This is a genomic window from Nocardia sp. NPDC003979, from assembly GCF_053605015.1.
On sequence record NZ_JBSGIJ010000012.1, the window covers coordinates 18,660 to 37,765 of the forward strand.

General features: G+C 68.1%; 16 protein-coding genes. 11 read left to right on the forward strand and 5 right to left on the reverse strand.

Annotated elements, in window-relative coordinates:
* Positions 1 to 27: 27 nt before the first annotated feature.
* The 3 genes from ACWEVR_RS23280 to ACWEVR_RS23290 all read right to left on the reverse strand — a co-directional run bounded on the left by ACWEVR_RS23280 (position 28) and on the right by ACWEVR_RS23290 (position 2,180).
* On the reverse strand, positions 28 to 594 hold the full coding sequence (locus ACWEVR_RS23280) for a hypothetical protein (protein ID WP_067637819.1): 567 nt from the start codon (positions 592 to 594) through the stop codon (positions 28 to 30).
* Between the two features lie 28 nt (positions 595 to 622).
* Entirely contained in the window at positions 623 to 1,402 is a 780-nt protein-coding gene (locus ACWEVR_RS23285; protein ID WP_067485647.1) for an isoprenyl transferase, read from the reverse strand.
* A 136-nt stretch (positions 1,403 to 1,538) separates the two neighbouring features.
* Positions 1,539 to 2,180 (reverse strand): TetR/AcrR family transcriptional regulator, encoded by a 642-nt coding sequence (locus ACWEVR_RS23290; RefSeq protein ID WP_452468704.1) that lies wholly within the window; start codon positions 2,178 to 2,180, stop codon positions 1,539 to 1,541.
* Between the two features lie 100 nt (positions 2,181 to 2,280).
* On the opposite strand from ACWEVR_RS23290, the gene ACWEVR_RS23295 reads away from it, so the two are divergent.
* The 3 genes from ACWEVR_RS23295 to ACWEVR_RS23305 all read left to right on the forward strand — a co-directional run bounded on the left by ACWEVR_RS23295 (position 2,281) and on the right by ACWEVR_RS23305 (position 5,114).
* A complete protein-coding gene (locus ACWEVR_RS23295) occupies positions 2,281 to 2,682 on the forward strand; it encodes a Dabb family protein (RefSeq protein ID WP_452468705.1) in 402 nt (133 codons plus the stop codon).
* Positions 2,683 to 2,839: 157 nt separating this feature from the next.
* On the forward strand, positions 2,840 to 3,514 hold the full coding sequence (trhA, locus tag ACWEVR_RS23300; RefSeq protein WP_452468706.1) for a PAQR family membrane homeostasis protein TrhA: 675 nt from the start codon (positions 2,840 to 2,842) through the stop codon (positions 3,512 to 3,514).
* A gap of 118 nt (positions 3,515 to 3,632) precedes the next feature.
* Entirely contained in the window at positions 3,633 to 5,114 is a 1,482-nt protein-coding gene (locus ACWEVR_RS23305) for an adenylate/guanylate cyclase domain-containing protein (protein WP_452468707.1), read from the forward strand.
* Positions 5,115 to 5,208: 94 nt separating this feature from the next.
* Here ACWEVR_RS23305 and ACWEVR_RS23310 read toward each other — a convergent pair whose 3' ends face one another.
* Both ACWEVR_RS23310 and ACWEVR_RS23315 read right to left on the reverse strand, forming a co-directional pair.
* Positions 5,209 to 7,260, reverse strand: a complete 2,052-nt coding sequence (locus ACWEVR_RS23310) for a thioredoxin domain-containing protein (protein ID WP_452468708.1) — start codon at positions 7,258 to 7,260, stop codon at positions 5,209 to 5,211.
* Positions 7,261 to 7,302: 42 nt separating this feature from the next.
* A complete protein-coding gene (locus ACWEVR_RS23315; RefSeq protein ID WP_452468709.1) occupies positions 7,303 to 8,100 on the reverse strand; it encodes a CPBP family intramembrane glutamic endopeptidase in 798 nt (265 codons plus the stop codon).
* A gap of 235 nt (positions 8,101 to 8,335) precedes the next feature.
* Between ACWEVR_RS23315 and ACWEVR_RS23320 the strand changes: the two genes are divergently transcribed.
* From ACWEVR_RS23320 to ACWEVR_RS23355, 8 genes are all read left to right on the forward strand, one after another.
* A complete protein-coding gene (locus ACWEVR_RS23320; protein ID WP_452468710.1) occupies positions 8,336 to 9,547 on the forward strand; it encodes a transcriptional regulator in 1,212 nt (403 codons plus the stop codon).
* A 143-nt stretch (positions 9,548 to 9,690) separates the two neighbouring features.
* Positions 9,691 to 11,208 (forward strand): aldehyde dehydrogenase, encoded by a 1,518-nt coding sequence (adh, locus tag ACWEVR_RS23325; RefSeq protein ID WP_452468711.1) that lies wholly within the window; start codon positions 9,691 to 9,693, stop codon positions 11,206 to 11,208.
* 13 nt (positions 11,209 to 11,221) lie between these two features.
* Positions 11,222 to 11,617, forward strand: a complete 396-nt coding sequence (locus ACWEVR_RS23330; RefSeq protein WP_452468712.1) for a DUF779 domain-containing protein — start codon at positions 11,222 to 11,224, stop codon at positions 11,615 to 11,617.
* 163 nt (positions 11,618 to 11,780) lie between these two features.
* Positions 11,781 to 13,247, forward strand: coding sequence for an ethanolamine permease (gene eat, locus ACWEVR_RS23335; RefSeq protein WP_452468713.1), 1,467 nt, complete (start codon positions 11,781 to 11,783; stop codon positions 13,245 to 13,247).
* Positions 13,248 to 13,340: 93 nt separating this feature from the next.
* Entirely contained in the window at positions 13,341 to 14,753 is a 1,413-nt protein-coding gene (locus tag ACWEVR_RS23340; RefSeq protein WP_452468714.1) for an ethanolamine ammonia-lyase subunit EutB, read from the forward strand.
* Positions 14,750 to 15,601 (forward strand): ethanolamine ammonia-lyase subunit EutC, encoded by an 852-nt coding sequence (gene eutC, locus ACWEVR_RS23345; RefSeq protein ID WP_452468715.1) that lies wholly within the window; start codon positions 14,750 to 14,752, stop codon positions 15,599 to 15,601. Before ACWEVR_RS23340 ends, eutC begins: the two co-directional genes overlap by 4 nt.
* A 12-nt stretch (positions 15,602 to 15,613) precedes the next feature.
* On the forward strand, positions 15,614 to 16,876 hold the full coding sequence (locus ACWEVR_RS23350; RefSeq protein WP_452468716.1) for a haloacid dehalogenase-like hydrolase: 1,263 nt from the start codon (positions 15,614 to 15,616) through the stop codon (positions 16,874 to 16,876).
* A gap of 145 nt (positions 16,877 to 17,021) precedes the next feature.
* Complete coding sequence (locus tag ACWEVR_RS23355) at positions 17,022 to 19,094, forward strand: phosphocholine-specific phospholipase C (protein ID WP_452468717.1); 2,073 nt, start codon at positions 17,022 to 17,024, stop codon at positions 19,092 to 19,094.
* Positions 19,095 to 19,106: the final 12 nt, after the last annotated feature.

The window sequence follows — 19,106 nt, forward strand, 5'->3', positions numbered from 1 at the left end:
GCGCACCACCGGAACCGGGGCGACTCGTCACAACTTCCAGGCCGCGTCCAACCTGGTCGCCACATCGATATTGCGCACCGCGGCGATCTCGGGCTTGCGGATCTCCTCGGACATGTACCGGGCCACGAACCGGCGGATCTCGTGATCGACACTGGCGAGCACCCGCAGCAATTGCCCGCGCTTGGTGGAACTGGCCACGTTCACCCGCACATCACCCGGACGCGGCTCGGCGATGTCGATGACCACCCGCAGCGGGTCGGCCGTGCGTGCCGTCAGATGCAGGTGCACGGTGCCGTCCACCCGGAACCGCGACCGGTCGACCGCGAGATCGACCACCAGATCCACATGCAACGGGATCGTCAGCTCGAAGGAGATGAAGGCGTCGACGAAACGCAGAATGCGCGGCTGACCGAGCTCCACCTGCGCGGTGACCTTCGCCAACCGGCCCGGCCCCACCCCGATCGGCCCGAAATCGAAAGCGGCACCGGTGAGCTCACCGAACGCGTCCGCGATGCGCTGCTCGGACACGGCGTACTCGAGAAAACGCCTGCCGAACTCCTCATAGCTGATGTAAGACGCCTCATCAGGTTCCACGAACGCGACAGTACGCGAGGACTACGACTCACACCCCGAAGCGACGGTGCCGTGCCGCGTAATCCCGCAGCGCGCGAAGAAAATCGACCCGCCGGAACTCCGGCCAGTACGCCTCGGTGAACCAGATCTCCGAATACGCGCTCTGCCACAACAGGAAACCCGAAAGCCGCTGCTCCCCAGAGGTTCTGATCACCAGATCCGGGTCGGGCTGACCCGAGGTGTACAGATGCTGGCCGATCGCGTCGACCGTGATCGACTGCACCAGATCCTCACCCGACTCCCCCGCCGCGATCTCCTGACGCACCAGCGAGCGCACTGCGTCGGTGATCTCCTGCCGACCCCCGTACCCCACAGCCACATTCACGTGCACGCCGTCGCGCCCGCTCGTGCGCTCGGCCGCCACCCGCAGCCGCTTGGCGATCAACTCGGGGAAACCGGCGAGCGAACCAACGATCCGCACACTCCAGTTCTGCTCCGGCGCCGACAACTCCTCGACCACATCGGTGATCACCTCGAACAGCGTCTCGAGCTCCTCGGGATCACGGCGCAGGTTCTCCGTCGACAGCAGGTAGACGGTCACCATCTCGATGCCCTCGGCGGCACACCAGCCGACCAGCTCGGCGATCTTCAGCGCACCGACCCGATGACCGTGGCTGACATCGGTGAACCCGTTCTCACGCGCCCAGCGTCGATTCCCGTCGCACATCACCGCCACGTGGCGGGGGTGCTGCTTGTCGGCCAGCTGCTTGGACAGCCTGGCTTCATAGACGCGGTACGGCAACCCTCGCACCCGACCGAAAAACTCCACGCCCGCACCCTACGCCTGGGCCGCCTCCCCGTGACTTTTGCCGGTCGTGGGTGCGGGGTGAGAGGCGTGCCGGGCCGGCGGTGAGGAGGTGCTCCGCTTTTGGGGTGGCTGGGGAGTTACCCATGTTCTTGCGAGATCAGGGGGCGGCTTTTTCGGGGTCTGTGAGGTAGGCGCGCAGGAAGGTGTCGGTCGCGGCTTCGGCGACGGTGCGTAGTTCGGTGGCCGGGATCTTGCGTGCGCCCATGTGTGAGCGTGCCTCGAGGGGGCCGGTGAGCAGGGCCAGGTACTGCTCGGCGGCTGTGTCCGGGTCGCAGGCACGCAATCGACCTGCCAGCGCCAGGCGGGCCAGTCGGTCGGCCAGTGCTTCGCGCAATCGGACCGAGGTGCGCTGCTGCACCTGCAGGGCCAGGTCGGCGAAGTCCTCGGCCTGCGCGTAGGCCAGCCGGTGCAGGGATCGGCCGCGCTCGCTCGCGCAGACCTGCAGCAGCCGGTACGCCGAGTCGAGGAACGCCTGCCGCGGATCGTCGCCGACGTCGCGCAGGGTGTCCACGGCCGCAAGGGTTTCCGCGCTCACCACATCGGCGGCCGTCAGCAGCGCTTCCCGGAACAGGGTGCCCTTGTCGGTGAGGTGGTTGTACACGGTCGGTTTCGCGACACCGGCCTCGTCGGCGATCTCCTGTACGCAGGTCTGGGCGTACCCGCGCCGCGCGAAGACCGCGAACGCGGCCGCCAGAATCTGCTGCCGCTTGTCGATACGACCCCGCGCCGGTGCTGCCACTCGGCAAGCCTACCGCCACCGATTGACTCACCGGTTCAGCCTTGCGGCCTAACTGATAAGTCCTTTAAATTGAACCCGCTAGTTCAACTGAGGAGGATTCATGCTTGTCCACATGCTTCGATTCCGGTTCCGCGACGAGACCACCGAGGAGCAACGCGCCGAAGTGCTCGCCACCATGCGCCGCACCGCTGCCGTCGATTCGGTGAGCTTCGCGACCGTCGGCCAGAACCTCGGCAATCCCGCCGAAGGCCTCACCCACGGCTATTGCGTCGGCATCGAGGACCTCGACGCCCTGGAGCGCTATATGCACGATCCGGTCCACCTGGCGGGCGATCCGCTCATCGCGCCGCACTTCGCCGAGCTCGTCATCGGCCCCGACCTGTCCGACGACATGAACCCCGAAATCGGCGCCGAGATCATGGCCATGCACGAGCGCAAGGCCGCCATGTACCCCGAGTGGGCCGAATTGATGGCCACCATCCCCGAGGTCCGCTTCGCCTGATCACACCCCTTCGCGGACCAACCGACCGCCTCACCGCTGGGCCCGGCGCACGGATTTGTTTGTGTGGTTGTCGGCACCTTCGGCGGTGGCAGGCGGGGGTCTCCCGTACCGTTGGGGGCGTAACTTACGGTTCCGTAGGTTTGACTGGGAGGTTGTCGTGGAGGCGGTCGGTAGCGATTCGGGTGTGCCTGTCGCGCTGGTGAAGCCGCGGTTTCGCGGGTGGATTCATACGTGGGCGTTCGGTGTGGCCGTGGTCGCGGTGGCGGCGCTCGCGGTGGCCGGGTTCGCGCGCTCGACCACGGCCGGGTGGGCGACGGTGGTCTACGGGGTGGCGGTGTGCGGGCTGTTCGGCGTGAGCGCGGTGTACCACCGGGTGACCTGGGCGAGCGTGCGGACCCGGGTGCGGATGAAGCGGCTGGACCACTCGATGATCTTCGTGTTCATCGCGGGCAGTTACACCCCGTTCGCGGTGCTCGGCCTCCCCGACAGCACCGGGCGGACCTTGCTGATCGTGGTGTGGGTGGGGGCGCTCGCGGGAGTCGCACTCAAGGTGCTGTGGCCGACCGCGCCCAGGTGGGTCGGCGTGCCGTTGTATCTGCTGCTCGGGTGGGCCGTGGTGCCGGTCGCGCCGACCCTCCTGCACAACGTGGGGGTGTGGCCGCTGGTGCTGCTCGCCATCGGCGGGGTGATCTACAGCGTGGGGGCCGTGCTGTACGCGACGAAGTGGCCCAATCCGTGGCCGGACTTCGGGCACCACGAGTTCTTCCACGCGGCGACCGTCGTCGCGGCGCTGTGCCACTACATCGCGATCTGGCTCGTGGTGCTCGGCTGAGCGGCGTGCGTGCGCGGTGTCCTCGGCCGCGCCTTCTATGCTGGACAGTTGTGTCGATCATTCGCGCGGCTCGTCCCGCCCCGGCCCCGTCACGGGGTGCGGTAGACGGGTGTGCGCGGTGAACCGGCTGGTCCGCTGGCTGCTGCGGTCGCACTGGGGGCTCGCCCTCGTCGTCATCACCGCCAACTTCGTCGGCGTCGGCGCCATCTTCCTCATCTCCTGGGCCGGTGGCGTGTTCAGCCGGGTCGGCGACGACTGGCACGACGCGGCCTGGCTCATCGCCATCTACCCGGCCTTCGGCTTCACCCTCGGCATCGGCCTCGCGATCTACGACCGCCGAAAACACCTGCGCTGGCTGGACGAGGGACGCAAACCGACACCGGACGAAGCTCGCCAGCTGATCCGGCTGCCTGCCGCGATCACCGTGCGCGCCGTGCTGATCTGGCTGCCCGGCATCATCCTCACCGTGTGGCTGGTCGACCGGTTCACCGACTACCACAACACCGTCGTGATCGGGGCGGGGTTCATTCTCGGCGCCCTCGAATCGGCGGGCGTGATCTACCTGATCCTGGACCGGCTGATCCGCCCGACCGTACCCATCGTCGCCGCCGTCCTCGGACCGACCGTGCATCCGAGTGCCACGGTGCTGGTGCGCGTGCTCGTCACCTGGGCGGTGTCCGGTGCGCTGCCTGGGCTCATCGTCATCGTCGTGCTCAGCGACCGCACCACGCCCGCGAGCGACCGGGTGCGCGCGGCCTGGATGTTCTCGATCGTCGCCCTCGCCGTCGGGATGCTGGCCACCGCGCTGCTCGCGCGCTCGGTCGCGACCCCGATGCGGGCCATGTACCGGGCGCTGGACCGGATCACCCGCGGGGAACTCGATGTGCGGGTGCCCGTCGGCAGCGCGAGTGAGATCGGGCGGCTCGAACACTCCGTCAACGAACTGGCCACCACCCTGCGCGAACAGGCGCACATGGAGGACATGTTCGGTAAACACGTCGGCTCGACCGTCGCCGAGCGCGCGCTGGCGGGCAGCGCCGACCTCACCGGTGATGTGCGCACGGTGTCGGCACTGTTCATCGACGTCACCGGTTCGGTGCGGCTGTCGGCCGAGATGGAGCCGGTGGAGTTCGTGCACAAGCTCAACCGGCTGCTGGCCACCGTGGTCGCGGCCACCGAGGACAACGGCGGGCTGGTCAACAAATTCCAGGGCGACGCCGCCCTGTGCATCTTCGGTGCACCCTCGGCACTGCGCGACAACGCCACCCCGGCTCTGCGCGCCGCGCGCCGCATCCGCGACGAAGTGGTGGCCACCGGGGAACTCGACATCGGTATCGGCGTGGCACGGGGCAAGGTGTTCGCAGGCGACGTCGGCTCCGATACCCGCCTGGAGTTCACTGTCATCGGCGACGCCGTCAACGAGGCTGCCCGGCTCACCACCGTCGCCAAGGAAGTGACGCGGCGGGTGCTGGTCAGCGATGATGTCGTGCAGGCGTCCGCACCCGCTGAACGCGCCAAATGGAAGCGGCACAAGGACCTTCGCCTGCGCGGCATCCCCGGGCGCACCCGGACCTGGACCGATATCCCACCGACCCGCTGATCGGCGGTACCTGCCGATCGGCCGAATCGAATCCGCTTGCCTCACAAGGGCGTAGGTCCCGCCTATTGCCGACAAGACCAGGCCGCGCTCTCTGTCAGGTGCGCAGAGCCAGAGTCAGGTCCGCGGGGTCGGTGACCGGGAGGTCGCAGATCGAGCCTCGGCAGACGTAGGCGGCGGGGTGGCCGTCGACGAGGGGGCGGTCGGTGAGCAGTGGGGCGGCGTCCGGGGGTGCGGCGAGCACGATCGAGCCGCCCGGTGCGGCCGTGCGGGCAGCGGCGAGGAGTTCCATTGTGGCCGAGGTCTTTTCGGTTGCGGCGATGGCCACCTGGAACGGGCCGCGGACGGCGGCTTCGGCGACGGCGAGCCAATGGCCCGCGGTGCGTGGTGCGCGGTCGAGCAGGAGAGCGCCTCGTGCGAGGGTGTGGTCGGCCAGTTCGCGGTAATGGACGGCGCGGTCGGGGTCGGCGACGGCCGAGGCGGTGAGCAGGGCCTCGGCGAGAGCGGAGGTGCCCGAGGGGGTGGCGCCGTCGATGGGGTCGCGGGGGCGGGTCACCAGGGTTTCGGCGTCGTCGGCGGTGTCGAACCAGCTGCCGGGACGGTCGGGGTCGGCGAAATGCTCGATCGCCGAGTCGAGGATCACCTGGGCGGCGGCGAGCCAATCGGGTTCGCCGGTGGCCTGGTACAGGGCGAGCAGGCCGGTGGTGAGCCAGGCGTAGTCCTCGAGCACAGCGGGTGGGGCGCCGGCGACACCGTCGAGGGAGGCGCGACGCAGGCGCCCGTCGACGAGGTGCACGTCGAGCAGGAAACGCGCGCACCGCACGGCCGCCGCCACCCAGGACGGTTCCTCCAGCGCCGCACCGGCTTCCGCGAGCGCGGTGATGGCCATCCCGTTCCACGCGGTGACCACTTTGTCGTCGCGCGCCGGTTGTGGACGCTCGGTGCGGACCTGGAACAGCTCGGCGCGCAGCCGATCGAAACGGGCCGACTGTTCGGCATCGACCGGGTCGCTGTGGCGGGTGAGCACGGAGGTGCCCTGTTCGAAGTTGCCCGCCGTGGTGACACCGAACGCGTCGGCGGCCCACATACCGTCGAGCGGGCCGAGTTCGCCGACCAGCTCGGCGGGCGTCCACACATAGGTGGCGCCCTCCACACCCGGACCGCCCGGCTCGAGCTGGGTGTCGGCGTCGAGCGCGGAGGCGAATCCGCCCTCGGCGGTACCGAGGTCGGCCAGCAGGAATTCGACCGTTTCGCGAGAAACCCTGTGCGGCAACGATTCCAAGGGTGTCGCCGGTGTACGTCTGGCCAGGTGAGCGTAGGCGCGCAACAGCAGGGCGTTGTCGTAGAGCATCTTCTCGAAGTGCGGCACAAGCCAATTCGCGTCGACCGCGTATCTGGCGAACCCGCCGCGCAACTGGTCGTAGATACCGCCGCGCGCCATCGCCTCGGCCGCGCGCTCCACCAGCTCGAACGCGGCCTGGTCGCCGGTGCGCTCCCAGTGCCGCAGCAGACCCTCGAGCATCGCCGACGGCGGGAACTTCGGTGCCCCACCGAATCCGCCGTGTACCCGGTCCTCGTCGGCGGCCACGGCGAGGACCGCTTTGTCGAGAAGCTCGGTGGTGAGGGCGATCTCGCCGTCGGGCAGGCCGGTCGCCTGTGCGCGCAAGGCCTCGGTGACCTGGTCGGCGGCCTTGTCCACCTCGTCGCGGCGATTGCGCCACGTCTCGGTGATGGCTGTGAGCAATTGGGTGAACGAGGGCATCCCGCCGCGCGGTTGCTTGGGGTAGTAGGTGCCGCAGTAGAACGGCGCACCGTCGGGGGTGAGGAAGCAGGTCATCGGCCACCCGCCCTGTCCGGTCATGGCGACGGTCGCGGTCATGTACACCGCGTCCAGGTCGGGGCGTTCTTCCCGGTCGACCTTCACGCACACGAAGTCGGCGTTCATCTGCTCGGCCGTCGCCGCGTCCTCGAACGACTCGTGCGCCATCACATGGCACCAGTGACACGACGCGTACCCGACCGAGAGCAGGATCGGCACATCCCGCTCGGCCGCCTCGGCCAGTGCATCGGCATCCCACTCCCGCCAATGCACCGGGTTGTCGGCGTGCTGACGCAGATACGGCGAAGTCGCGCTACCCAACCGGTTCACGCTGCCAGCGTGCCACACGTGCCGAGACAGTGCCGACAACCATCAGCGGCGGGTTTCCACCGCGCGAACCGTCATGGTGGCCACGGCGACCAGCACGGCGGCCACCGCGGCGAAAACGATCTGCGGCCGGTCCGTCGTCGCGTCTCCGGCCAGTAGATATCCCGCGATATTGATCAGCCAATGCCCGATCGAGGCGACCAGCACACGCTGACCGAAACTCCCCGTGCCCAGATAGCCGAGCACCATCGCGAACGCCATCGTCGCCACGAAGAAGCACCCCGCGACCACCGGCCCGGCCGTGAAGGCCTGGACATGCCACAGCGCCCACACCGCCCCGGTCACCGCCACCGCCCCGAACCTGGCCGTCCGCGTTTCGAGCATCGGCTGCATCAATCCCCGCCACCCGATCTCCTCCCCGCCGGCCCCGACCAGTTGCACCACGAGAAACACCACGAAGGGCACGCTCCCGATCGCGGCAGGCCCCACGGTGGCCGTCCCCGACACAACAGCCGCCCCCATGAGCAGCAACCAGTACCCGACACACACCGCGACGATCGCCGCGACATTCCTCGCCACCCGCCGACCGGAAACCGCAGCGGGGAGCACCGCAGCGACGGTCTTGCGGAACACCAGCCATGTGACCAACGCACCGACCGCCGGGGCGAACTGAACCAGCGAAAGCACGGCCGGATTTATCCCCGAAAGTGGTTGCACCGCAAGGAAGAACACCGAAGCGGCAAGGGTGGTCGCGACGTAGACACCGATCGCACCCCAAACCTTCACCCCACCTGCCATTCGCTCCATGTCGGCGGGTCTCGGGGAGATGTCGGCGATACGCACGTGACCACCTTGACTTTCCCCACCCAGCCACACATCACTCCGCAGTCCGATTCAGTTCTTGTACCGCAGCGGTATCGACAACTTCCCGCACGTGTCGAGAACGAGCGGGCAGCGAACTTTTCCGGAGCACCTGTGCGCAGCTCAGCGGAACCACCACCGAAACGGCTGTTGGGCGGGGCATAGGTGGGGCATTATTGGGGACGAAGGCCCTGATAGCGACCGGATAGGAACCCCCATGGCACCGCAGCTGACGCTCTCCGCGCAGCGGGCTGCGTTGGAGCGGGAGTGGGCGCAGTGGGTGCCTGCGGGGGAATCGGCGCTCGGGCGGAGTTCCGGGGTGCGGGCCGAGGTGGCGCAGTCGTGGTTGCGGTCGTTGCGGACGGTGGATCCTGGGCGCGATTGTGCGCCCGAGAGCGAGACCGATATCGGGCCGAAGTGGGCCGAGTCACCGCTGCGTGGACCGGTGAGCGAGTTGAAGGACCAGTTGCACAGCGTGGCCGACGACGCGGGGTATGTGGCGGCGGTGACCGATGCTTCGGGGACGATTCTGTGGACCTACGGCGGGCCGGTCATGCGGCGGCGGGCCGAGCAGGTGAACTTCGCGCCGGGTGGGCGGTGGGACGAGGCGCACATGGGGACGAACGCGCTGTCGCTGGCGTTGCGCACCGATCGACCGCACACCGTGTTCTCGGCCGAACATCTCGTCGCCGCCCTGCACGGCTGGGTCTGCTACTGCGCGCCGATCCGCGCCGCCGACGGCACACTGCTCGGTGTGCTCGACCTGTCGACCACCTGGAAACGCTCCCACCCGCTGGCCATGGCCACCGTGCGCACCATGACCAGTGCCATCGAAGCCAAACTGCACGCGGCCACACCCGCACCGGCGGGCATGCGGCTGACCTGCCTCGGCACGGGCCGGTTGATGCGCGACGGCACTCCGATCCGGTTGCGCCCACGTCAGCTCGAGATCCTCACCCTGCTCGCGCTCAGCGACGACGGCTACAGCCACGAACGCCTGCACTACGCCGTCTACGGTGACCGCGCGGTCGGCGCGAGCACCCTGAAATCGGAGATGTCGTACCTGCGCCGCGCCACCGGCGGCGACATCACCAACCGCGTCTACCGCTTCACCACTCCCCTGTCCTGCGACGCGCTCGACGTCCTGCGCGCCCTGGAATCCGGCGACCTCGACACCGCCGTCCGGCTGTATCACGGTCCGCTGCTTCCGGATTCGGAAACACCCGGCATCACCGAATGGCGCGACTACCTCGCCGTCGCCATGCGCAACGCGGTCCTGGCCAGCCCCGACCCCCACCACGCCCTCACCTACGGCGAGGCCGCCCCCGACGACATCGCCGTGCACGAACACGCCCTCATGCTGCTCCCCGCCCGCGACCCCCGCCGAGCCGTAGCCACCGCCCGCCTGCACAGCGCGCAGAGGGCATAGGACGCCGCAGCGCAAGAGCCGTTTTCCGGGCCGTGATCACCGGCATCGGGCGCCACGAGATCCGCTCTCAACGTTTCATCAACCCTCGGGGTGAATAGTGATGGGCGTCACGCATTACCGGAACCAGCGAGGAGTTTCCGCACATGATCTACGCCAAGCCGGGCGCCGAGGGCAGCATCGTCAGCTACGCCCCCAGGTATGACAACTTCATCGACGGCAAGTGGGTTCCGCCGGTCGAAGGCCGGTACTTCGAGAACACCTCGCCGGTGGACGGTCAGCCGTTCTGCGAGATCGCCCGTTCCACCGCCGCCGACATCGAGCTGGCCCTCGATGCCGCGCACCGCGCCGCCGACGCGTGGGGTACCACCTCCGCCGCCGAGCGCGCCAATATCCTCAACAAGATCGCCGACCGCATCGAGTCGAATCTCGAGGCCCTCGCTGTCGCCGAGACCTGGGACAACGGCAAACCGGTTCGCGAAACCCTCGCCGCCGACCTGCCGTTGGCGGTGGACCACTTCCGTTACTTCGCCGGTGTGCTGCGCGCGCAGGAGGGCGGGATCAGCGAGGTCGACGGCGACACCATCGCCTACCACTTCCACGAGCCGCTCGGCGTTGTCGCCCAGATCATTCCGTGGAACTTCCCGATCCTGATGGCCACCTGGAAGCTGGCGCCCGCGCTGGCCGCCGGTAACGCGGTGGTGCTCAAGCCCGCCGAGCAGACACCGGCCTCGATCATGAAGGTCGTGGAGCTGATCGCGGATCTGCTGCCGCCGGGAGTTCTCAACGTGGTCAACGGTTTCGGGGTGGAGGCGGGCAAGCCGCTCGCGTCCAGCCCGCGCGTGGCCAAGGTCGCCTTCACCGGTGAGACCACCACCGGCCGGCTCATCATGCAGTACGCCAGCGAGAACATCATCCCGGTCACCCTCGAGCTGGGCGGCAAGAGCCCCAACATCTTCCTGCCCGATGTGATGGCCGCCGACGACGACTACCTCGACAAGGCCGTCGAAGGTTTCGTGATGTTCGCGCTGAACCAGGGCGAGGTGTGCACCTGTCCGTCGCGTGCGCTGATCGCGTCGTCGATCTACGACGAGTTCATGGAGCGCTGCGTGCAGCGCACCAAGGCCATCGTCAGCGGCAACCCGCTCGACGAGGCGACCATGATCGGCGCGCAGGCCAGCAACGACCAGTTCGAGAAGATCCTGTCCTACATCGACATCGGCAAGAAGGAAGGTGCCGAGGTACTCACCGGTGGCGCGGTCCGCGCTGTCGACGGCCTGGACGGCGGCTTCTACATCGAGCCGACGATCTTCAAGGGCAGCAACGACATGCGCGTGTTCCAGGAGGAGATCTTCGGCCCGGTCGTCGCGGTGACCACCTTCGACTCCACCGACGAGGCACTGAAGATCGCCAACGACACCCTCTACGGTCTCGGCGCGGGCGTGTGGACGCGGGACATGAACACCGCCTACCGCCTCGGCCGCGGCATCAAGGCGGGCCGGGTGTGGACCAACTGCTACCACGCCTACCCGGCGCACGCGGCGTTCGGCGGCTACAAGAAGTCCGGCATCGGCCGCGAGAACCACAAGATGATGCTCGAGCACTACCAGCAGACCAAGAACCTGCTGGTCAGCTACTCGCCGCAGAAGCTCGGCTTCTTCTGATGGTGCGCCGCTGATGGTCCGACGAGTAGACCTCACCGACAAGGCGGCGACGCTGCTCCGGGACCTGACCGGGCTGCACGGCCCGGTCATGTTCCACCAGTCCGGCGGCTGCTGCGACGGCAGCTCCCCCATGTGCTACCCACGCGGTGAATTCCGCGTGGGCCGCTCGGACGTGCTGCTGGGATATCTGCCCGGCGACATCCCGTTCTGGATGAGTGCGGACCAGTTCGAATACTGGAAACACACCCATCTCACCGTCGACGTGGTGCCGGGCCGGGGCAGCGGTTTCTCGCTGGAAGCCCCCGAGGGCGTGCGGTTCCTGATCCGTTCACGCCTGCTCACCGACGAGGAGGCGGCCGAGCTGGATTCCCAGCCGCCGCCACCCACCGGTGACACCGTTTCACCGTGATGTGAAACACCACCTATCACACTGTTTCCGCAGGTCGGCGGCGCTTGATACGCGCCGCTGATCTGTGGGATCCACGGCCGTAACAGTCGTCAACCATTCTTCAACCCTCGACGATCATCGTTGCCGTCGCTACGCGCTTGTTTGTTGATGAGGAGCTTTACCTGTGAGTACCGACGCCGTTCCCGCGCCCACCGCCGACCCACCCGCCGGCGGTCACCTCGCCAAACGCACCGCCCAACCACCCGCCGACGACTATCTCGCCAAACGCACTCTCCGGTCCGGCACCGCCGGCTGGGTGCTGCTGGCCGGTCTCGGCGTGAGCTACGTGATCTCCGGCGACTATTCCGGCTGGAATTTCGGCCTGGCCGAAGGCGGATTCGGTGGTCTGCTGATCGCCTCGGTGATCATCGCCGGCATGTATCTGGCCATGGTCCTCGGCATGGCCGAACTGTCCTCGGCGCTGCCCGCCGCGGGCGGTGGCTACACCTTCGCCCGGCGCGCTCTCGGGCCGTGGGGTGGGTTCGCCACGGGCACAGCGGTTCTCATCGAGTACGCGATCGCGCCCGCCGCCATCGCCACCTTCATCGGCGCCTATGTGGAATCGCTGAACCTGTTCGGGATCACCGACGGCTGGTGGGTGTACCTGGCGGTGTACGCGCTGTTCATCGGCATCCATCTCGGTGGCGCGGGTGAGGCGCTCAAGGCGATGTTCGTGATCACCGCGATCGCGCTGGTCGGCCTGGTCGTGTTCGCGATCGCGGCGCTCGGCCGGTTCGATGCCGCGAACCTGACGAACATCGCGCCCGACGCGGCGGCCACCGGCTCCTCGTCGTTCCTCCCGTTCGGGTACCTGGGAATCTGGGCGGCGATCCCGTTCGCCATCTGGTTCTTCCTCGCCGTCGAAGGCGTGCCGCTGGCCGCCGAGGAGGCACGCGAACCGGAGAAGAACGTGCCGAAGGGCATCATCGTGGCGATGCTGATGCTGATGGTCACCGGCGCGGTGGTGCTGTTCCTGGTGACCGGTGCGCTCGGCGCCCAGGACGCCTCCGCCTCGGGCAACCCGCTGGTCGAGGCGCTCGGCGACAGCCCGGCGGCCAAGGTCGTCAACTACATCGGCCTGGCCGGACTCGTCGCCAGCTTCTTCTCCATCGTCTACGCCTATTCGCGCCAGACCTTCGCGCTCTCCCGCGCCGGGTACCTGCCGACCAGCCTGTCGGTGACCAACTCCCGCAAGGCACCGGTGCTCGCGCTCGTCGTGCCCGGCATCATCGGCTTCGCCCTCTCGCTCACCGGCGAGGGAGCGATGCTGCTCAACATGGCCGTGTTCGGCGCGGCCGTGAGCTACGTGCTGATGATGGTGAGCCACATCGTGCTTCGGGTCCGTGAGCCGAACATGCCCCGGCCCTACCGGACCCCCGGCGGCATCGCCACCACCTCGTTCGCGCTGGTGATCGCGGCCGCCTCGGTGGCGGCGACCTTCCTGGTCGACCCGAAGGCGGCGCTGTTCACCCTCGGCGTGTTCTGCGCCTTCATGGCGTACTTCGGGCTCTACAGTCGCCACCACCTGGTCGCCAAGTCGCCCGACGAGGAATTCGCCGCGCTGGCGAAAGCCGAAGAGGAACTCGAGTGATCCGCTGACCGTTGTCCCCCGCTCGGCCGTGTCTGCCGAGCGTCAACCACGCACTCGCGAGAGGAGGACGGCGCCGACCGGCGCCGCACTTCGATGACGAAGTACCGCAGCACCATCGACGTCACCACCTACACCTTCGACGGACTGGTCGACCTGCTGGCCAAGGCCACCCCGCTGCGCAGCGGTGACCAGCTCGCCGGCTGTGCGGCCGACACGGACGCCGAGCGGGCGGCCGCGCAGTGGGCGCTGGCGGAAGTGCCGCTGCGGACCTTCCTCACCGAGGTGGTCGTGCCCTACGAGTCCGACGAGGTCACCCGGCTGATCATCGACAGCCACGATCGCGCGGCCTTCGCGCCGATCGCGCACCTCACCGTCGGTGGGCTGCGTGACTGGCTGCTCGCGGTCGCCGCGACCGACGACGCGGCGGCGACCCTGACCGCCGTCTCGCCCGGTCTCACCCCGGAAATGGTTGCCGCGGTCAGCAAGATCATGCGCAACCAGGACCTGATCGCGGTGGCCAGGGCCGCCACGGTGACGTCGGCGTTCCGCACGACCATCGGCCTGCCCGGCCGGTTGAGCACCCGCCTGCAACCCAACCACCCCACCGACGACCCGCGCGGGATCGCCGCCGCCACCCTCGACGGCCTGCTGCTCGGTTGCGGCGACGCGGTGATCGGCATCAACCCGGCCACCGATTCCCCGCAGGCCACCGCCGACCTGCTGCACCTGCTCGACGAGGTGCGCCTGCGATTCGACATCCCCACCCAGTCGTGCGTGCTCTCCCACGTGACGACGACCATCGGCCTGGTCGAGGCGGGTGCGCCGGTAGACCTGGTCTTCCAGTCGATCGCGGGCACCGAGGGCGCCAATTCCGGTTTCGGCGTGAACATCTCGCTGCTGCGCGAGGGGAACGAGGCGGGTCGATCCCTGCGGCGCGGCACGGTCGGCGACAACGTGATGTACCTGGAGACCGGGCAGGGTTCGGCGCTGAGCGCGAATGCTCATCTGGGCGTGGGGAATCGGCCGGTCGACCAGCAGACGCTGGAAGCCCGCGCCTACGCCGTGGCCCGCGATCTCGAGCCGCTGCTGGTCAACACGGTGGTCGGCTTCATCGGGCCCGAGTACCTCTACGACGGCAAGCAGATCATCCGCGCGGGGCTCGAGGACCACTTCTGCGGGAAGCTGCTGGGCCTGCCGATGGGCGTCGATGTCTGCTACACCAACCACGCCGAAGCCGACGCCGACGACATGGACACCCTGCTCACCCTGCTCGGCGCGGCGGGCTGCGCGTTCGTCATCGCGGTGCCCGGTGCCGACGACGTGATGCTCGGCTACCAGAGTCTGAGCTTCCACGACGCCCTCTATGCCCGCAAGGTCCTGGACCTGCGCCCCGCACCGGAATTCGAGGCATGGTTGTCGGGGCTCGGCATGCTCGACGCGAAAGGCGGACTGCGCCGAGTGGAACCGCTGTCCTCTCCCCTGCGCGCGCTGGCGGGTACTCGATGAGCGGCTCGCACTCGCCGCGCGAAGCCGAGATCGTGCGGGATACGGCGGCCGTGCCGGAGACGAGCAATGGTTCCGAAACTGATGCTTCGCAAGACTTCTGGGCTCAGTTGCGCAGCACCACCCAGTCCAGGATCGGACTCGGCCGCACCGGCAACGCCCTGCCGACCAGCGAGGTGCTCGCCCTACGCGCCGCCCATGCCGCCGCCCGGGACGCCGTGCACGAACCGCTGGCTGTCGACGAATTCGCCATCCGCATAGCCGAACTCGGGCTCGGCGAGCCGGTGACGGTGACGAGTAAGGCCGCCTCCCGCTCGGAGTACCTGCGCCGCCCCGATCTCGGCAGGCTCCCCGCCGACCTGTCACCGATCACCCACGGCGACTTCGATATCGGCATCGTCCTCGCCGACGGCCTGTCGCCCCGCGCACTCACCGACCACGGCGCGGGCCTGCTGTCCGCGCTGGCAGGCGAACTCGGCGGTTACACCATCGCCCCACCCGTGATCGCCACCCAGGCCCGGGTGGCGTTAGGCGACCACATCGCCGAGGCCATGGGCGTGCGGACCCTGCTGGTGATCATCGGCGAACGCCCCGGCCTGTCGGTAGCCGACAGCCTTGGCATCTATCTCACACACGCACCGCGCCCCGGCCGCACCGACGCCGAACGCAACTGCGTCTCCAATATCCACCCACCCGACGGCCTCACCTACACCGATGCCGCCCGGGTGGTGGCGGGGCTGGTCGCGGGCGCACGCGCGCTCGGTCGATCGGGTGTCGACCTCAAAGACACCTCCCGTGCCGACACGCTCGGCACCACCGATATCCCGGCTGTCGCCACGACGGATCAATAAAGGACCACCCTGATGAAGAAGATCTCCGCCCTCGCGGCGGTGGCGATGACCGCTGCCCTCATGGGCTCGGCCGCCTGCGGTTCCGAGAACACCGACGCCGCGCCGGCGACCTGTTCGACCCTCGACCCGGCCGAGAACTGGTACGGCGACAACAAGGAGCGCATCGCGCGGTTCATCAGCGAGAACGGCCGATGTGGTGCCGCCGCATCCGGACCAGCACCGCTGGCGCTGTTCGACTGGGACAACACGGTGGTGAAGAACGATGTCGGTGTCGCGACGTTCTACTGGATGTTGGCCAACGACAAGGTCTTACAACCTGTCGGCCGCGACTGGGCCACCGTCGGTGCGCACCTCACTCCGGCGGCCACTGCCGCGCTCGCGGCGGCCTGCGGCGATGCCGCGCCCGACACGCCACTGCGCACCTCGACCGACGCGGCCTGCGCCGACGAACTGATCTCGGTCGCCGACAACGCCGAGACCACCACAGGCGAGGCCGCTTTCGCGAACTACGACCACCGTCTCATCTCACCCGGCTACGCCCTCGTCGTGCAACTGATGCGCGGCTACACCGAGGCACAGATCATCGAGTTCGCGCGCAGCGCCCGGCAGCAGAACCTGGCCGCCGCCGAGGGCACCGAACAGGTGGTCGGCACCACGGAGGTCGACGGCTACGTGCGGTACTACTCCCAGATCGAGGACCTGATCGAGGTGTTGCGGGACAACGGCTTCGACGTGCGTATCGTGTCCGCGTCGGCCGAGCCGGTGGTGCGGGTATGGGCCGAGGAGCTCGGCATCACCGGCGACAAGGTGATGGGCGTCCCGCTGCTGGCCGACAACGGGGTCTACACCGGACACCTCCCCGGCTGCGGGGACAAGGGCATCGACCAGGTGATCACCTACATCGACGGCAAGCGGTGCCGAATCAACGAGCAGGTCTTCGGCGTCCGGGGCGCGGCCGCCTTCCGGCAACTACCCGCCGACCGACGCGCGGCCTTCGCCGCCGGTGACTCCGACACCGATGTGGTCTTCGTCGGCGACGCGACCGGGCTGCGGCTCGTCATCAACCGCAACAAGACCGAACTGATGTGCAACGCCTACGGGGCCGACGACGGGAAATGGGTCGTGAATCCGATGTTCATCGCGCCGAAGTCGCGCAAGTCCGAACCGTATCCGTGCGCATCGGCCGGATTCACCGCCTCCGACGGCACGGGCCGGCCGCTTCGCCGACCGGACGGGACCGTCGTCCCCGACCAACAGGACCGCGTGTTCAGGTGATCGTCCCGTGGCCCCCTCAGGGGGCCACAAGTCGTTCATCTGTCCGCTTCGTTCGCTTCACCATGCCTGCCTAACGTCTCGGACCCATCGCATACGTGCGACATCCTGTCCTACACACCAGCGTTATGACACCAGAAGGCCCGGTATGGACCGTCGAAAGTTTCTGAGCTCCGCAGCCGCTGTCGGTGGCGCGGCCGCCGCGTTCTCCTTGCTTCCCCCGAGCATCATGCGCGCCTTGGCCGCACCCGCTCCGACCGGCGGCTTGGAGGTGGTGCAGCACGTGGTGATCCTCATGCAGGAGAACCGTTCCTTCGATCACTACTTCGGCTCGGCGAAAGGCGTGCGCGGGTTCGCCGACCCGAACGCGATCCAGTTGCAGGTCAACCGGAAGTCGGTGTTCCACCAGCCGGACGGTTCCGGTGGCTTCGTGCTGCCCTACAAGACCGACAGCCACAAACTGGCTGGTACACCGCACTATTGGAACGACGGACATCAGGCGTGGAACAAGGGCAGATGGGACAACTGGGTGCCGGCCAAAGGCGCCCACACCATGTGCCACTACAACCGCAACGACATCCCCTTCTACTACCAACTGGCCGACGCCTTCACCGTCTGCGACGCCTACCACAGCTCGGTGATCGGCTCGACGTCCCCGAACCGCAGCTATCACATCAGCGGAATGATCGGCAACGAGCCGGACGGAACACGAGCGATCGGCAACGCCGCGTACTCCGAGGACACCCATGCCGGTTACACCTGGAAGACCTATCCGGAACGATTACAGGCGGCGGGCGTCTCCTGGCGCGTGTTCCAGGAGTGGGACAACTTCCAGAACAACAACGTCGAATTCTTCGCGACATTCAAAGCCGTGGCGCGCAAAGTCGTCGGACCGCTCGGCTTCCAGAACATGAATTCGTTCTACGGGAAGGTCCGCGGCGCCGCGAGCGCGGAGCGGACCAGCTTGCTCACCGCGATGCGGGCGGAAGCGGCCAAGCTCACCCCGGCTGACCGCGCGCTGTTCGACCGTGGCCTCGACCGGGTGGACGCCGGACAGGTCGCGGCCAGTTTCCGAACCGCGGTCGACACGGGCACGCTGCCGAAGGTCTCCTGGATCCTGGCACCGACCATCCAGTGCGAGCACCCGGCCTCGGACGGCCCGAGCACCGGCTCGGAACTGGTGTGGCAGGTACTCGACGCCCTCGCCGCCAACGAATCCGTCTGGAACAAAACGGTATTCCTGCTCAACTACGACGAGAACGACGGCTACTTCGACCACGTCCCGCCGCCGATTCCGCCCGCCTCGGAAGCGAGCGAGTTCGTCAACGGCGTGCCGATCGGCCTCGGCGCGCGGGTACCGATGACCGTCGTCTCGCCGTGGAGCCGGGGTGGCAACGTGTGCTCGCAACTGTTCGACCACACCTCGGTCCTGCAGTTCCTCGAGCGGGTCACGGGCGTCGCGGAGTCGAATATCAGCAACTGGCGCCGATCGGTCTGCGGTGACCTCACCGCCACGCTCGACACCACCACCTCGAACGCCTACCCGGCCTTCACGCGGCCGACGCCGACGGCGGGCAGTGGGCCGACGAAACCCGCACCGCCGCAGCCGCAATCGCTACCGACCCAGGAATCCGGCACCAAAACCGCACGACCGCTGCCCTATCAGCCCGGCGCGGACGCCACCCAGCACAAAGACATCGGAAAAGTCCGATTCACGATGCGCAACGGCGGCACGAAAACGACCCACTACTCGGTGTTCGTCAACGCCGAGCGCACCGACGGGCCATGGCACTTCGATGTCGCACCGGGACAGTCGGTCACCGACGACTTCGACGTGATCACCTACGGCGCCGGACGCTACGACCTCACCTGCTACGGCCCCAACGGTTTCGCTCGCCGCGCCGCGGGCCATCTCGGCGGGCCCGCGGCCACCGTCGACGTCACCTCCCAGGTAGCGGCGGACGAAGACGGAGTCCTCTGGCTGACGTTCAGCAACAAGGGCACCACCGCGGTCACTTTCACCGTGAAAGCCAACCGCTACCGCACCGACGGTCCGTGGACGTACAAGGTCGACCCGGGCGCGCAGACCCGCGACATCTTCCATGCCGGTTGGTACGGGAAACGCTGGTACGACCTCACCGCCACGGTGAGCAGCGATCCCGCGTTCGTCCGGGAATTCCGGGGTCACATCGAAACCGGGAAACCCGGCGTCACCGGGTGACGGGCACCGTCG

What these genes read in the sequence shown, in the direction of transcription:
- ACWEVR_RS23295 (WP_452468705.1), top strand. Translation starts at nt 2,281, where the DNA reads ATGCTTGTCCACATGCTTCGATTCCGGTTCCGCGACGAGACCACCGAG.
- adh (WP_452468711.1), top strand. Translation starts at nt 9,691, where the DNA reads ATGATCTACGCCAAGCCGGGCGCCGAGGGCAGCATCGTCAGCTACGCC.
- ACWEVR_RS23340 (WP_452468714.1), top strand. Translation starts at nt 13,341, where the DNA reads ATGACGAAGTACCGCAGCACCATCGACGTCACCACCTACACCTTCGAC.
- eutC (WP_452468715.1), top strand. Translation starts at nt 14,750, where the DNA reads ATGAGCGGCTCGCACTCGCCGCGCGAAGCCGAGATCGTGCGGGATACG.
- ACWEVR_RS23355 (WP_452468717.1), top strand. Translation starts at nt 17,022, where the DNA reads ATGGACCGTCGAAAGTTTCTGAGCTCCGCAGCCGCTGTCGGTGGCGCG.
- ACWEVR_RS23320 (WP_452468710.1), top strand. Translation starts at nt 8,336, where the DNA reads ATGGCACCGCAGCTGACGCTCTCCGCGCAGCGGGCTGCGTTGGAGCGG.
- ACWEVR_RS23350 (WP_452468716.1), top strand. Translation starts at nt 15,614, where the DNA reads ATGAAGAAGATCTCCGCCCTCGCGGCGGTGGCGATGACCGCTGCCCTC.
- ACWEVR_RS23330 (WP_452468712.1), top strand. Translation starts at nt 11,222, where the DNA reads ATGGTCCGACGAGTAGACCTCACCGACAAGGCGGCGACGCTGCTCCGG.